Genomic DNA, 15,402 nt, shown 5'->3' with positions numbered 1-15,402 from the left:
AAGCTTCGTCTGCATACAACTGGCTGAGAGTTACGCACTAGAGATGAGGCGAGGTGCAGCTAAATGAGCAAATTGAAGGGCAAAAATGCCTTTGATTCCACTGTTTTTTTCTGTAAGTTAGGCCATAAGGCCCGGAAAAAGCCTGTGGCAACAGCTCTTAAATGTTGTCAACAACGTTCATGACGAAACCGCATTTTCAATTTGGTGACAAAGAAAGCGCTTTGATTTACGATGTGTGCATAGGGGATGACCTTACAACAAAGCTTAAGGGTAGGAAGTCCCATTTAATTCAATAGGGGGGCATATTAAATGGCCACATCGGCAACTACGCCAGCAACACAACCTTCATCCGGCGGAACAAGGGTGAAAGTCCAACAATTCGGCCGCTTGCTCAGCGGTATGGTTATGCCAAATATCGGTGCTTTTATCGCATGGGGTTTGATTACAGCATTGTTCATTCCAACAGGCTGGTTTCCAAATGAAAGCCTGTCCGCTCTTGTAGATCCAATGATCAAGTACCTGCTGCCGCTGCTGATCGGTTACACCGGCGGTACAATGGTACACGGCAAACGCGGCGGTGTTATCGGTGCTGTCGTTACAATGGGGGTTATCGTCGGCTCCTCCATTCCAATGTTCCTTGGAGCGATGCTCGTTGGACCGCTGGCCGGCTGGATTCTGAAACAGTTTGACAAAGCCGTTGACGGTAAAATCAAAGCCGGTTTTGAAATGCTGGTTAATAACTTCTCACTCGGTATTATCGGTGGCGGTCTGTCTATTGCCGCGCTGAAGGGGATCGGACCACTGGTTGAAGGTCTTACCAACATTTTGTCCAATGGCGTGCAATTCCTGGTTGATCACAATTTGCTTCCGATCGTCAACATTATCATCGAGCCTGCAAAAGTGCTGTTCCTTAACAATGCGATCAATCACGGGGTTCTGGGGCCGATTGCGCTTGAAGAATCCCAAAGAATTGGTAAATCCATTCTGTTTATGCTTGAGTCTAACCCGGGACCAGGACTTGGTATCCTGCTGGCCTACTGGCTTGTAGGACGCGGTTCTGCAAAAGCTTCTGCGCCGGGTGCTGTAATCATCCACTTCCTTGGCGGTATCCATGAAATTTACTTCCCGTACATTCTGATGAACCCGCGTCTGATCCTTGCGGTAATCGGTGGCGGTGTATCCGGTACATTCACTTTCCAGATGCTTGGTGCAGGTCTGGTAGCTTCTCCGTCACCAGGCAGTATCTTTGCTTATTTCGCTATGACGCCTAAGGGCGGATACTTCCCGATGCTGGCCGGTGTAGTTGTGGCAACCGTAGTTTCCTTTGTCCTTGCAACGCTGCTGCTGAAGACAGTGAAGAAAACGGATGAGGAAGAAATGGATCTGGAAGCAGCTTCTGCAAAAATGAAAGACATGAAGACTGCCGGTACAGCAGCTTCTGCAACTGTTGCAACTGCAGCTGCCAATAACATTGCTGCTAATGTCCGCAATAAAGCAGATGTACGCAAAATCGTCTTCGCTTGTGATGCCGGTATGGGTTCCAGTGCGATGGGTGCTTCGGTACTGAGAAAGAAGCTGCAGAGCGCAGGTGTCAATCTTACTGTAGTCAATTCGGCGGTAAGTGAAATTCCGGCGGATGCGGATATCGTCATTACCCAGAAAACGTTAACCGACCGTGCTATTGCAAGCAATCCTAATGCAGAGCATATTTCAATCGATAACTTCCTCAAGAGTCCGAAGTACGATGAACTGGTTGAGCGTTTAAAATAATCGAATACAGTTTAGAAATGACGTATAACGCTAAATAAGGAGACGCTGGCCCCCGGGAGCCAGCGTTTGTCTCCATTTTAGGGCGGAGGTACACGGTTATGAGGAAGGTTACCGCCCGGCAGCGCCAGATCATCTGGCTGCTGCTGGGCGTAAATGAAGAAATCACAGCCGCCGAAATCGCCGAAGGTATCGGGGTAAGTGTTAGAACCGTTCACCGCGAGATGGAAGACATAGAACAACTGATTGCGGACTTCGGCCTGGATCTTATCCGTAAATCGGGTAAGGGCATACAGCTGAGCGGTCCGGAGGATGGCCTCGCAGAGCTTCGCCTGTTCCTACGCCAGGAGAAGCCGGCGGAATACTCCAGCGAGGAACGCAAGATATATGAGCTGTGTACGCTGCTTGAGGCAGAAGATCCGGTGAAGCTGTTTACTCTGGCCCATTGGCTGAAGGTAACCGTAGCCACCGTGAGCTATGATCTGGATGAACTGGAGCCATGGGTCCGTAAATTCAATCTTCAGCTGGTCCGCAGGAGAGGCTACGGGGTTGAAATTACCGGCAGTGAGGTGGATAAGCGCAGGGCGATCGGCCGTCTGGCGGCGGAGCATCTGGATTTATCCGATCTGGTGGGACACTCTCCCCAGCAGGCCAGCAGCCCCGTTTACCGGATCCTGCTCATGACCGTCGGGAAGAACAATCTGCTTGAAGTGGAAAGTACACTGTGGGATATGGAATGGCAGTGGACTGCAGAGCTTCCGGAAATAGTGTACATGGAGATGCTGCTTGGCCTTGCCGTCACCACCCGGCGGATCTCAATCGGCCAGGGGATCGAAAACGGCGGTGACGCCGGCTATCCCAGGATGTCCGACCACCGCAACATTTCCGGTGCGGAGCAATTTGTGGAGCGGCTCAGACTGGCGCTTGAGGAGGATATACCGCGGGCTGAGATTCTGTATATCGCCGGTCTGTTTGACCGGGCCCAGGATTCATTCCCCTCCGGCGGAATTGCCTATGGCGATATGGAACTGATGGAGACCGTCTACAGGCTGACCGAGAGTGTAGTCAGGCGGACAGGGCTGCCGTTCCAGAGCGACCGCTCTCTGCGGGAAGGGCTGCTGGAGCATATGGATCCGGCTTTCAAACGGCTGCGCGAGGGAACGCGTATCCGCAATCCGCTGCTTGGCCCGATCCGCAAAGATTATGAATACCTGTTCCAGATTGTCAGGGCTGCGGTGGAGGATCTGCAGCTGGATCTGGAGATTCCCGACGAGGAAGTGGGCTTTCTGGTCATGCATTTCGGCGCTTCCGTCGAAAGGCTCAATCAGCTGAAGCGCAGTGTGCGGGCCATTCTGGTCTGTGCCAGCGGGTTAAGCTCCTCCCGTCTGCTGGCCACCCGGCTCGCCAAGGAAATGCCGCAGATTGAGATTCTCGGGAATATTTCCTGGTATGAAGCAGCCCGCCTTCCCGAGGTGGATTATGATCTGATTATTTCAACCATTGATCTGCCGCTGGATAAGGAACGATACATCAAGATCAGCCCTCTTTTGACCGGGGATGAAATTGAGAAGCTTTTAAGCTATATTCAGAATATCACGCTGCGGGAGCGGGAGAGCGTTCCAGGCGGTGAGAGTGACCGTTCTGCACGGGACGACAATGCGCTGGACCGCTTGAAAAGCTATAAAGGCATACTGGATGAGACGGTTAGCCTGCTGGAGCGGTTCCGCTTTTATCCGCTTGATAATGAAGGAATCCCTCTGCAGGCTACCATTGCAGCAATGCTTGATTCGCTTAGGGGCACCGGGGTTGTCGGGGATGCGGATATCCTGCTGGAGCGGCTGCTGGAACGGGAAAGAATGTCCAGCCAGGTCATCCCGGATACCGGACTGGCGCTGTTTCATACCCGCAGCAGCCACATCCTGATGTCATCCCTGACCCTTTATCGTCTGCAAGAGCCGGTTGTGCTGGAAGGCAACACAGAGGTAAGGGTCATCCTGCTGATGCTTGCCCCGCGCAGGCTGTCCAAGGAGAGTCTTGAGGTTCTTAGCGAGATCAGTGCCATGCTGTTGAATTCAGAGCTGGTGAAGCTGCTGGAGGAGCGGACAGAATCCGAAATCCGCAGCTACCTGTCGTCAGAACTGCTGCATTTCTTCGAAAATAAAATGTGAAAGCGAGAGAAACCATATGAGTATACTGTCAGAAAACAAGATTATTATGAACGGTGCCGCCAAAGACAAATATGAAGCGATCACCATGGCCGGCAAGCTGCTGGTTGATGCAGGACATGTAACAGAGGAATACGTGCCGAAGATGCTGGAGCGCGAAGAAGTCGTGTCCACATACATGGGCGGCGGGCTTGCCATTCCGCATGGTACGAAGGAAGCAAGACCTTTTATCAAATCTACCGGTCTTTCCGTGATCCGCTTTCCGGACGGCGTTGACTTTGGCGGCGATGAGCCTGCTTTTGTCGTAATCGGGATTGCAGCTGCAGGGGACGGACATATGGAAGTGCTGACGAATGTAGCGATGATCTTCACTGAAGACGATGCCATTGAGCGTGTAATGAATGCCCCTACTCCTGCTGATGTTATTGCGATCTTTGAAGGAGGCCTTGAATAATGAAGGCTGTTCATTTCGGTGCAGGCAATATCGGCAGAGGGTTCATCGGTCTGCTGCTTTCACAGGCAGGCTATGAGGTCTGTTTCGTGGATGTAAATGAAGCTTTTGTATCCCAGCTCAAGGAGCGCGGGGAATATCCGGTAACTCTGGCCAGTGAAGGACAGGAAACGGTTATCGTAAAAAAGGTTACAGCGCTGAGCAGTGTTACCCATGCTGAAGAAGTGGCGGCTGCAATTGCTGAAGCGGATCTGGTTACTACCGCTGTCGGCGTATCCATTCTGAAGCATATTGCGGGTGTGGTGGCCGATGGAATCAAGAGACGGATTGCCGTCTCCGACAAGCCGCTCCATGTGATTGCCTGCGAGAATGCCATCGGCGGCAGCGCCCAGCTCAAAGAGCTGGTCTATGCACAGCTGGATGATACAGCCCGTGCCAAGGCGGATGCCTCGGTAGCGTTCCCGAACGCAGCAGTAGACCGGATTGTACCGCTTCAGCAGCATGAGGATATTCTCAAGGTTGTGGTAGAGCCCTTTTACGAGTGGGTGGTGGATGCTTCCCAGATGCTTCCGGGATATACACCGGTTGAAGGCGTACATTATGTGGAGAACCTCGAGCCTTATATTGAGCGCAAGCTGTTCACGGTTAATACCGGTCACTGCTCCGCGGCATATCTGGGCTTCCTGCGCGGCTACGAAACGATTCAGCAGGCAATGGCGGATGAGAATCTGACTGCCCTGGTCCGCGAAGTGCTGGAAGAAACAGGTGCCGTACTGGTGCAGAAGCATGGCTTCGACAGCGCAGAGCACAGTAAATATATCGACAAAATTCTGGAGCGGTTCCGCAATCCGGCCCTGACCGATGAAGTGTCCCGTGTCGGCCGTTCGCCGATCCGCAAGCTGTCACCAAATGACCGTCTGGTATCTCCTGCCCTGCAGGCCTATGACCGCGGCCTGAGCTACAAGGCGCTTACCCGTTCCATGGCCGGGGCACTGCTGTTCCAGGCTGCTGATGATCCTGAAGCCGTAGAGCTGCAGGCTGCTATCACCGAGCTTGGCGTGGAAGCTGCGCTGACCAAATATACCGGGCTGGCTGCAGACCATGCCGTTCACCAGTCTGTGATGGCGGAATACGCCGCTCTGAAATAAAAGGTTTTAAGACTATAGCAACAATAAAAAGAGCAAGACCCTTCCGATGCCGGAAAGGTCTTGCTCTTTCTTACTTTTGAATCGGTTCCCAGTGCCTTCTGGACTTTGCCTATTAGCTGTTTTCCAGAATAGTCTGCAGAGTGGTGCGGTCCAGTCCTTCCACCAGCTTGATCAGCAGCTCCTTGGCCGCCTCGTAGTCGTCGCTGTGAATGACGGAGGAGGCGGTGTGGATGTAGCGGGAGCAGATGCCGATAACCGCTGACGGTACGCCGATGCCGCTGGTATGAACCGCTCCGGCATCCGTTCCGCCCTGGGAGACGAAGTACTGGTATTTGATCTTATGGGTGTCCGCTGTATCCTGCACATATTCTATCAGCCCGCGGTGGGTGATCATCGTCGGGTCATAGATACGCAGCAGCGCGCCCTGTCCGAGCTGTCCGAACGCCTGGCGGTCCCCGGTCATGTCGGAGGCGGCACTGGCATCCAGGCCGAAGAATATATCCGGGTTCAGGAGGTTAGCGGCTGTACGGGCGCCGCGCAAGCCCACTTCTTCCTGTACTGTTGCACCGGCGTAGACGGTGTTCGGCAGCTGCTTGTCATGCAGCGCCTTGACCAGTTCAAGCGCCAGGCCGACACCATAGCGGTTGTCCCAGGCTTTGGCCATGATCTTCTTCGGGTTGGCCAGCGGGGTAAACGGGCATACAGGGAGAATCTGCTGGCCGGGTTTTACACCGAAGCTTTCGGCTTCTTCCTTGCTGTCAGCGCCGATATCAAGGTACATCTTGCTGATATCACCGGTCTTGGTACGTTCTTCGGGTGAAAGCAGATGAATCGGTGTACTGCCGACTACCCCGTCAAGCACGCGGTCAGGTGTAATAATCTGCAGCCGCTGTGATGCGACGGCGGAAGCCAGCCAGCCGCCGAGCGGTGTAAAGCGGATCATACCGCCAGGGGTAATGCCGGTAACCATAAAGCCGACTTCGTCAAAGTGTCCGGCAACCATAATTTTCGGGCCGTTCTCGGCGCCGCGCAGCACGCCGAACAGGCTGCCGAGCCGGTCCTGCACAAATTCATCCGTATAAGGTGACATAGCGTTCTTGACATAAGCGCGCAGTTCGCGCTCGAAACCCGGAGCTGCCGGGAATTCGGTCAGTGTCTTGAACATGTCCATCGTTTCCTGATTCATAATGTAACGCTCCTTTTCTCGATCTCAAGAGTTCAGATTCAACCTATATAGTATGAACTTCACCGGCCTGAATGTCTATCTTTCACGGAATCCGGGCGGACACCGGAGGCTGCGCGGCTGAATAACATACTGTAACGGGTCTGCACGCAGGAGCCGGGAAAGGAAGCGGATAGAATGAGGGTTGCAGGAAGCAGTTCCGGGCCTTTTGCCCCAAGAAAGGTCCCGCCCAGGGCACGTGCGAGCGGCATTCAGCGGAGATACCGCCGCCGCGACGCGCGGGAAAGCGAGATTGTGCTGATATTGGTTCTGTTTATGCTGCTTATAGTGGTGCTGCTGTTTTTTTCCTGAGTATGCAGGGACATAACAAGGCGGATTACGGTGAACAATAAGGAAAAACTTCTAGGCGAAGAAGAGCCGGAGGGAAGCGGACAATGAGACTGACTTGGCGGCTTCCCTTCGCACATATTCCAGGAGGTGTCCTATTTTGCCAGCAAAAACAAAGAAAAGCGGTGTAAAGCTGCGGCTTGACACCATGACTCCCCAGGACTACGAGAAACTGTCCAAGCCGTTTGTACCCTCGCGTCCGGTGTTCAAAAACTGCGTCCGTGCCTTTCTCTCAGGCGGTCTGATCTGTGTACTGGGACAAGCTATCCAGGAGGCCTTCATGGCGATCTTTGATATGACCTCACGGGAAGCCTCAAGCCCGACGGTAGCAGTGCTGATCCTGCTGTCCGTCATTCTTACCAGCTTTGGCGTGTACGACAAACTGGCCCAGTGGTGCGGTGCAGGGTCAGCAGTACCTGTTACCGGCTTTGCCAACAGCATGTGCTCGGCAGCGCTTGAACACCGTGCTGAGGGTCTTGTGCTCGGCGTTGGCGCCAATATGTTCAAGCTGGCCGGCTCCGTTATCGTCTTTGGCGTGGTTGCTGCCTTTGTGGTGGGCTTAGTATATGCCGTTATGGGCTGGGGAGGTGCTCACTAATTATGGAGCAGCTTGGCAGCCAGACCTGGAAATTCACCACCCGTCCTGTCATCCTTGGTTCTTCTGCGGTAGTAGGGCCGGAGGAAGGGGAGGGACCCTTGGCCTCGGATTTTGATTTTATCTACGATTCCCTTGAAATGGGCGAGAAAACGTGGGAGAAGGCAGAGCGCGCCCTGTTCGAAAAAGCTTCCAAGCTCGCGCTGATGAATGCCGCGATTGAGCAAGAGCAGCTGGAGTTCTTCGTCGGAGGCGACCTGATGAACCAGATTATCAGCAGCTCGTTTGCCGCACGGAAGCTTGGCGTTCCTTATCTGGGTGTCTTCGGGGCCTGTTCGACTTCCATGGAGAGTCTGGCGATCGCCTCGATGATCATTGATTCAGGCGGCGGCAAGTATGCGCTGGCCGGAACCTCAAGCCATAACTGTACGGTGGAGAAGCAGTTCCGCTATCCGACCGAGTATGGCTCACAGAAGCCGCCGACAGCCCAATATACCATTACCGGCTCCGGGTGTGCGGTAGTCGCCCGCAATGACGGCACTGCACCCGGTACTCAGGTTCATGTGGTTTCTGCTACGATTGGCCGGATCATGGATCTGGGCCTGACAGATCCGTTCAATATGGGAACCGCGATGGCCCCGGCAGCGGCGGATACGATAACCGCCCATTTCCGCGATACAGGCCTTACGCCGGGGCATTATGACCTGATTGTGACCGGGGATCTTGCATCGGTAGGTTTGCCGATTGCCAAGGAGCTGCTGGCTGAAGAGGGCATCCCGATGGAACAGACGACCTTTGATGACTGCGGACTGCTTATTTTTAATCTGGATAAGCAAAAATATGTAATCGCCGGAGGAAGCGGCTGCGGCTGCTCTGCAGTTGTCACATACGGCCATATCCTGAAGCGGATGAGAAAAGGAGAGCTGAAGCGGGTGCTTGTCGTGGCAACCGGGGCGCTGCTGTCTCCGCTATCTTATCAGCAAGGGGAGAGCATTCCATGCGTAGCCCATGCTGTAGCCCTTGAGATTGGAGGTGAAGGACAATGATCTACCTCTGGGCTTTTCTTGTTGGCGGAGCCATATGTATAATCGGCCAGCTGATGTTCGACGTGCTTGCACTGACGCCGGCCCATACGATGAGTACACTCGTCGTGCTGGGAGCGGCGGCGGATGCTTTTGGACTATATGATCCGCTGGTGAAGTTTGCGGGAGCCGGGGCCAGCGTGCCGATAACGAGCTTTGGTAATTCCCTGGTGCACGGTGCATTAACCGAGCTGGAGCGTGACGGATGGGTAGGCGTAGTGACCGGTATATTTGATGTAACCAGTGCCGGGATTTCATCAGCCATTGTGTTCTCGTTCCTGGCTGCACTTGTTGTAAGGCCTAAAGGCTAACTCTTTTTCGTTAAAGTGAACAGACTATGAACAAAGGCCGCTGCAGAGCGGTCTTTATTTTCATTTTAACCGGGATGGAATAGCAAAAAAAAAAGTCGATTATTGACGATAATAAACCTTAGAGGTTAGGTATATACATAAAGACAGGGGACGTGCACAAGTTGCAGAATCAGTGGAAGGTCGAATTGTTTTGGAAGAGAAACAAAATTATTATCGCTATTTTTGGGGTTGTAACCGTAATTGGAGTTATTCTGGCCTTTCAGACCCCGAAGCTTTGGGGTACTAGCGCAGTAGCTGTTCCGCTCGCAGTCGGATTGACTCTGTTTAACAGCCGGCGGAAAGGGGTGCTGGTCATCCCTTGGATCCTTACAGCTGTCCTTACTGCAATGGCCTTTTATTTAACCCTCGGCTCCTTAGACAGTCTGGTTGTAATGCTGCTCTGCTCGCTGCTTCTGCTCTATCCGCACTATAAATACTACGCGATTGCTGCCGGAATAAGCGCTGTTCAAATTCTGTTTCAGCAGCTCGGAGGATCGGAAGCCGCCGGTTCGGAGAGCAAGCTGCTCTTCTATTTTTCCGGCATAGGCCTGTACCTCATAGTCAGCATCGTGCTGTTTGTCGTTTCATACCTGAATGAGAAGCTTCAGCGCCAGAGCGAACAGCAGCGTGAGCAGGTTGAAGCCTCCGGCGAACAGGTGAATTTCCTGCTAGAACGGGTGAAGACGGCAGTGGACGGCCTTTATGAGTTTACGGGCAGATTTAAGGTAGAGGTAGAGATGGCCGGAGCTATAACGAGTGAAGTGGCCATCGGTCTCCAGGAGGTCTCCAAAGGAATTGAATATCAGGCCGGCAGCATCGGTGAAATTACGGAGGCGATTTCGGTCTCTGACCAGCATATCCGTGATGTGGCCGGGTACTCGCATGAAATGAAAAAGCTGTCTGCGGAAACGGCTGCGGTCAGCGAGCAGGGCAGCGGTAACGTCTCGCAGCTGGCAGGACAGTTCTCCGAGCTCAGAGAGATGATGGAGCAGACCTCGGATCAGATGCTGGAATTCAGCCGGCGCAGCCAGGAAATCCATGAAATGCTTGGAGGAATAACCCAGATCTCCAGGCAGACGAATCTGCTTGCCCTTAATGCTTCCATCGAAGCAGCCCGCGCGGGCGAACACGGACGGGGCTTTGCCGTGGTTGCCGGAGAGGTGCGGAAGCTGGCTGAGGACTCCGGTAAAACAGCGGATTCCATCAGCGGCGTGATCGCCGGCCTGCAGCAGCAGATGGACGCCTTGATTGCCCAATTTGAACAGAGCAGTTCTCTGAAAAGATAGTAAATGAAATAACCGAGTTCTCCAGCGTAACCGAGCAGTCCAGCGCCGCGACAAAGGAGATTCTGGCCGGGGTAGAGGAGCAGCGCACGATGACAGACAACATGGTTGGCAGCTTTAAGCAGCTGGAGAGCCTGATTGTCAGCCTGAACGAACTTGTCGGCGATCATAAACAGGCTTAGCAGGATACAAGGATCAAGCAGCGCAGGGCAGCTGTTCAACCTTCGGGGGGAGCGGCTGCCCTGTTTGCTATAGTTTGCGGCATGCAGAATTCTCTCGAATTTTTGTGATTTATTACAAGAAATTAACGGATTCGCTTCTTTCATTTGTAAAACAGGCTATATGTTCCGGCTCTGCCAACTTCAAAGTCTTCAATAATGTACTTTGGGTCCTATAATCATGTAAAATATAAATATTACTGCTTATTCTGACATAGGAGGTCTAATCATATATGCCCGTACGTCAAGAATCTACGCAAATTATGAAGGCTGTTCGCTCTAATCTGGAATCCTGCATACTTGGAAAATCATTTGAAATAGAACTGCTGCTCACAGCACTTCTGGCCGGTGGACATGTCCTGATTGAGGATGTTCCCGGAACCGGCAAAACCCAGCTCATACGGGCGTTGTCACGGTCCATGTCGGGTGATTACCGGCGGATCCAGTGCAATCCGGATATTCTGCCGAGTGATATTACCGGAGTATCCGTCTACCATCCGCGCGATGAAATGTTCTATTTCCGGCCCGGGCCGGTTATGACCAATATTCTGCTGGCCGATGAAATTAACCGGGCAACCACGAAGACACAGTCAGCGCTGCTTGAGGTTATGGAGGAACGGAATGTTACCGTGGACGGCGAAACCTATCCGCTGCCGCACCCGTTCATGCTCTGTGCGACGCAGAACCCGATTGATTTTGAGGGCACCTATACGCTGCCTGAAGCCCAGCTTGACCGTTTTATGCTTCGTATCAGCCTTGGTTATCCGGACAGCGAGACCGAGAAAAATCTGCTGCTCAGCCATCAGGCAGGCCAGCCTGTGGACAAGCTGACACCGGTGACGGGCATGGAGCAGATTGCGGCGATCCAGGAGGAGATCCGCGAGGTCTATTTGAGTGAACCGGTTCTTGGATATCTGCTGGATATTGTCCGCCAGACCCGGGAGCATCCGCTGGTGCTGCTGGGCGCAAGCCCCCGTGCCTCGCTGTCCTTCATGATGGCCTGCAAGGCGTATGCTTTCCTCCAGGAGCGCGATTACGTGCTGCCGGATGACGTTAAGATCCTCACGCCTTATGCCCTGGGGCACCGTATCATTCTGCGTCCGGAATCGCGGCTGGACAATGTTAACGTGGAATCTCTGCTGCAGAAGCTGCTGCAGGGCATCCGTGTGCCCGTTACGATGAGGCAATAACGATGAAGAGCTATCTGACTGGTGTGGCTGCAGGAATCCAGCCGCGGAAATTCGCCGGCATACTCGCGATATGGGCGGTTACGCTCCTCTATGTGCTGTTTCAGGGCGGAAAAACATCCTTTATGCTGTTTATTATGGTCTCGGTCCTTATTCTTTATTTAGTAGTCAGCGCGGTTGGCGGAGTCCGGCGGGCCAAGGGCTCGCGCAGCCTGTATTCGGAGCAGGATAAGCCTGAGCTGCTCTATGCGGGCGGCTATCTGCGGGTGAAGCTGCAGGTGGACATTCCGGGATTTTTACCGCTGCCGTATGTGGTTGTCAGAGAAATTCTGAAGCGGCATAACGGAGAGTCATGGGTGTTCGAAGAGAGCATGATCCCCAGCCTGAGGGGGCATGGGGAGCTGCAGTTTCAGACGCCGCCGCTGGAGCGCGGCAGCTACACCTTTGAGCAAACCGACATTCTGGCCGAGGACATTTTCGGGCTGGTGGAGCATAAGGGGAGCTTCCGGGCCGAAGGGCAGTTCCGCGTCCTCCCCCGGGCAGTCTTCGTGCCCCGCTGGCAGCTGTATGAGCGCAGATCCCGCCTGGCCGGGCTGCAGACCTCCCTGCTGCATTCACGGCGCGAGACAACGCAGATTAACGGGGTGCGCGACTATGTTTACGGTGACCGGCTAACCCGGATCCACTGGAATGCAACCGCCAAGACCGGCGTATGGAAGTCCAAGGAATTCGAGCATGAATCCGTCCCCAAGACCATCCTTGTTCTTGACGGCAGTACAGCGGCTTACGGCAGCTCCAGCCAGTTTGAGCTGGCCGTTTCCGTAACGGCTTCGCTGCTCGGTTACGGGATCCGTGACCGGATCGGCATCGGCCTCTGCTGTCTGGACCGGACGACCAAGGTCTTTGTTCCGGCAGAGAGCGGTGCAGAACGCCAGAAAATGCTTCAATACCTGATCGATATCAACGCAGAAGGCCGCGGACCGCTGCTGCCCAAGCTGGAGCAGAGCCACCGGATGTTTCCCAGAGGCGCCTATTTTGTCCTGATCAGTCCGCAAAGCGGCCAGCCGGTACTGGATATCATACGCTGGGCGGAGAGCCGGGGTATGACCCCGGCCCATATCCAGGTTCGTAATCCGGCTGCAAACCATAGCGGCAGGGAATGGAACGATGTGCTGAGGTCACGCGGAATAACGGGCTACAGTGTTAATTCCCTGCAGGATCTTCCTGCTGTACTCGGAGGTGATACTGCAGTATGAGCCGTTGGTGGAACGGAATCAAGTCTTCCTGGCATCATTCCTTCAGCCTGCTCTGGCTGATGCTGATCGGTCTGCAGTGGGTATCCTTCACGGAACCGTTCTGGCTGCAGGCTACTACCGAGGTTGTGCTGCTGTCGCTTGCGGCAGTGGCGGTCATTGAAATTCTCCTGCCTGTCAAATGGGGACTCAGACTGCTGCTTGAGGCAGCGGTTATTCTATACATTACGTATAGGCTGATCCTGAACAAGGGGATCCATGTTCCCGATCCCTGGGCGGTAACGCTGCGTGACCGGCTTGTGGATACCGGAGCAGACATGGTTCCGTACATTTGGTTCGCTTTGGCGGCTGGCTTGCTGCTGCTGCTGTCCTCCTGGTGGGTTACGTCCAAGTCAAGGATTCTCATGTTTCTTACCGCTAACATCGTTGCTTTTGCGGCGCTTGATTCCTTTACCTCGTCAGTCCTGTGGCAGGAGGTGGCCTGGACGGTAGCAGCAGGCATGGGCTGGCTTGTTACACAGCATCTGCGCAGCTTCCAGCTGCATTATCCGCGCGGCTGGACCTATCTGCTGCGGTATCCGTTCAAGGTTCTGATCAATGTGGCGATTATTTTCTCGCTGGTTATTGTGACAGGAGTAAATATGCCTGAAGTACGGCCGACACTGACCGATCCTTATACGGCCTGGCAGGACTGGAACGGGGGCGGAAGCCCGTCCGGTCCGGGAACCTCCGGAACTTCGGAGACCGGCACCAGCAGCGGCGGAACCGGGAGCGGCAGCTCCTCCTCCGGCTACAGCCTGAACGACGATAATCTGGGCGGCGGTTTCAGCTTCGATTACTCGCCCGTAATGACCGTCACCTCCAGCCGGCGCACCTATATGCGCGGGGAATCACGGGCTGTCTATTCCGGCAGAGGCTGGAGTGATGATGACCGGTGGAACAGGGGCCCGCTGATGCGCGCCCGGGTAGGCGAAGAGCTGGAACGGGAGGCTTCCCCGAAGACACAGACTGAGCCGCTGCAGCAGACGGTCAGACTGCTGGGCAACAATGATTATCCGGTACTCTTCGGCGCTTATTCCATTTCCAGTGTGGATACGATAGACGGTGAGGAGGCCAGCAACGGATTGTTCTGGCGGAGCCAGGACAATGAGATGATCTGGGGCTCCGATGATGTCCTGACCTACCCGCAGACTTATGTGCTGACCTCTGAGGTACCGGTTGTTCCGGTCCAGGAGCTGAGCCGGCAGACATACAATCAGCTGTATGAGGGACAGGACAATGAGCGTTACCTTCAGCTCCCGGACAATTTTCCGCAGCGGGTCATTGACCTTGCCGAGGAAATTACAGCGGGCGCACAGACGCCTTACGAGAAAGTAGCGCTCCTGCAGCAATATTTACAGGTAAGCTTTCCCTACACCAACCAGCCGGATCTTTCGCGCAAAAAGAGCAGGGACATGGTGGAAAGCTTCCTGTTTGAAATTATGGAAGGCTACTGTGACTATTACTCTACGGCGCTTGTAACGATGGCCCGGTCACTTGATATTCCTGCCCGCTGGGTCAAAGGTTATGCTCCCGGCGAGCAGGGGCAGCTGCCCGACAATCTGATGATGCAGGGGGCGGCCAACAACAATTATACGATTACAAATGCCGATGCCCATTCCTGGGCAGAGGTATATTTCGGTGATTACGGCTGGGTTCCTGTTGAAGCAACCCCGGGCTTCACTGTTCCGCTGCTGACCCAGAGCGAGGAACAGACTCCTGACGATCCGGAGCAGGAAGAGGAGGAAGCTGTGGAGCCGGTACAGACACCGGCGCAGACGGATTCCGGAAGCAATCTGCATATCGGAGCATGGATTGTGGCTGCTGCTGCTGCCATATTGCTGCTCTGGGCAGGCTATCAGCTGTGGCAGCACCGGTTAAGCCTGCGTTTCCTGCTGGAGCGGCTGCGCAATGGCCGTCCGCTGACGCCGGTGCAGAAAGTGGTTGCCGAAACAGAGCGATGGGTAAGGTATGTCCGCAGAAAGGGCATGCTGAAGGAAGAGCATGAAACGCTGCGTGAGGCTGTCGGCCGCTGGAGCCGGGAAACCCCGCAGGCAGCGGACAGTTTTACTTCATTGCTCAGGCTGTTCGAGCAGGCCAAGTACAGCCCTGATATTATTGAAGACAAAGACTGGCGCAGCGTGTATACTGAAGCTTTGCAGCTGCAGCGGATGCTTAAAGGACGCAGATAGTGATAATTTTTTTTGAAAGATAAGAGAGGGCATGCTTCACCACTGCTGTATCCTTATCTTTCACACGGAACAGGTACCGTCCAGTTCAGGATGGCGCAGCCG

Annotated in this window: 13 protein-coding genes; 12 read left to right on the top strand and 1 reads right to left on the bottom strand. The window is 54.2% G+C overall.

Going from position 1 to position 15,402, the window contains the following annotated elements:
• Nucleotides 1-309: 309 nt before the first annotated feature.
• The 4 genes from M2108_RS11990 to M2108_RS11975 all read left to right on the top strand — a co-directional run bounded on the left by M2108_RS11990 (nt 310) and on the right by M2108_RS11975 (nt 5,531).
• Entirely contained in the window at nt 310-1,770 is a 1,461-nt protein-coding gene (locus M2108_RS11990; RefSeq protein ID WP_277469567.1) for a PTS mannitol transporter subunit IIBC, read from the top strand.
• A gap of 98 nt (nt 1,771-1,868) precedes the next feature.
• Complete coding sequence (locus M2108_RS11985; protein ID WP_277469566.1) at nt 1,869-3,935, top strand: BglG family transcription antiterminator; 2,067 nt, start codon at nt 1,869-1,871, stop codon at nt 3,933-3,935.
• A gap of 16 nt (nt 3,936-3,951) precedes the next feature.
• Nucleotides 3,952-4,386: a PTS mannitol transporter subunit IIA gene (locus M2108_RS11980; protein ID WP_068721915.1), complete on the top strand. Its 435-nt coding sequence runs from the start codon at nt 3,952-3,954 to the stop codon at nt 4,384-4,386.
• Entirely contained in the window at nt 4,386-5,531 is a 1,146-nt protein-coding gene (locus M2108_RS11975; RefSeq protein WP_277469565.1) for a mannitol-1-phosphate 5-dehydrogenase, read from the top strand. Before M2108_RS11980 ends, M2108_RS11975 begins: the two co-directional genes overlap by 1 nt.
• 112 nt (nt 5,532-5,643) lie before the next feature.
• On the opposite strand, the gene M2108_RS11970 is transcribed toward M2108_RS11975, so the two are convergent.
• Entirely contained in the window at nt 5,644-6,717 is a 1,074-nt protein-coding gene (locus tag M2108_RS11970) for a M42 family metallopeptidase (protein WP_277469564.1), read from the bottom strand.
• Between the two features lie 174 nt (nt 6,718-6,891).
• On the opposite strand from M2108_RS11970, the gene M2108_RS11965 reads away from it, so the two are divergent.
• From M2108_RS11965 to M2108_RS11930, 8 genes are all read left to right on the top strand, one after another.
• Nucleotides 6,892-7,065 carry a hypothetical protein gene (locus tag M2108_RS11965; RefSeq protein WP_277469563.1) on the top strand — a complete coding sequence of 58 codons (174 nt, stop codon included), beginning with the start codon at nt 6,892-6,894 and terminating at the stop codon, nt 7,063-7,065.
• Between the two features lie 136 nt (nt 7,066-7,201).
• On the top strand, nt 7,202-7,699 hold the full coding sequence (gene spoVAC / locus M2108_RS11960; protein WP_481856901.1) for a stage V sporulation protein AC: 498 nt from the start codon (nt 7,202-7,204) through the stop codon (nt 7,697-7,699).
• 2 nt (nt 7,700-7,701) lie between these two features.
• Nucleotides 7,702-8,742, top strand: a complete 1,041-nt coding sequence (gene spoVAD / locus M2108_RS11955; protein WP_277469562.1) for a stage V sporulation protein AD — start codon at nt 7,702-7,704, stop codon at nt 8,740-8,742.
• Nucleotides 8,739-9,089 (top strand): stage V sporulation protein AE, encoded by a 351-nt coding sequence (gene spoVAE, locus M2108_RS11950; RefSeq protein WP_277469561.1) that lies wholly within the window; start codon nt 8,739-8,741, stop codon nt 9,087-9,089. The genes spoVAD and spoVAE overlap by 4 nt, the downstream gene beginning before the upstream one ends.
• 161 nt (nt 9,090-9,250) lie before the next feature.
• Nucleotides 9,251-10,414 carry a methyl-accepting chemotaxis protein gene (locus M2108_RS11945; protein WP_277469560.1) on the top strand — a complete coding sequence of 388 codons (1,164 nt, stop codon included), beginning with the start codon at nt 9,251-9,253 and terminating at the stop codon, nt 10,412-10,414.
• Between the two features lie 448 nt (nt 10,415-10,862).
• The gene (locus M2108_RS11940; RefSeq protein WP_277469559.1) at nt 10,863-11,819 is read left to right on the top strand and encodes an AAA family ATPase; all 957 of its coding nucleotides are present in this window, start codon (nt 10,863-10,865) and stop codon (nt 11,817-11,819) included.
• Nucleotides 11,820-11,821: 2 nt separating this feature from the next.
• The gene (locus M2108_RS11935; RefSeq protein WP_277469558.1) at nt 11,822-13,072 is read left to right on the top strand and encodes a DUF58 domain-containing protein; all 1,251 of its coding nucleotides are present in this window, start codon (nt 11,822-11,824) and stop codon (nt 13,070-13,072) included.
• Entirely contained in the window at nt 13,069-15,300 is a 2,232-nt protein-coding gene (locus M2108_RS11930) for a DUF4129 domain-containing transglutaminase family protein (RefSeq protein ID WP_277469557.1), read from the top strand. Before M2108_RS11935 ends, M2108_RS11930 begins: the two co-directional genes overlap by 4 nt.
• Nucleotides 15,301-15,402 lie beyond the last annotated feature (102 nt).

Origin of the sequence: Paenibacillus sp. PastM-3, assembly GCF_029893965.1 — a bacterium.
In the GTDB taxonomy this organism is placed as follows: Bacteria; Bacillota; Bacilli; order Paenibacillales; family Paenibacillaceae; genus Paenibacillus_AQ.
Note: the sequence above shows the minus strand (reverse complement) of the source record. Positions and strands in the feature narration are given on the sequence as shown.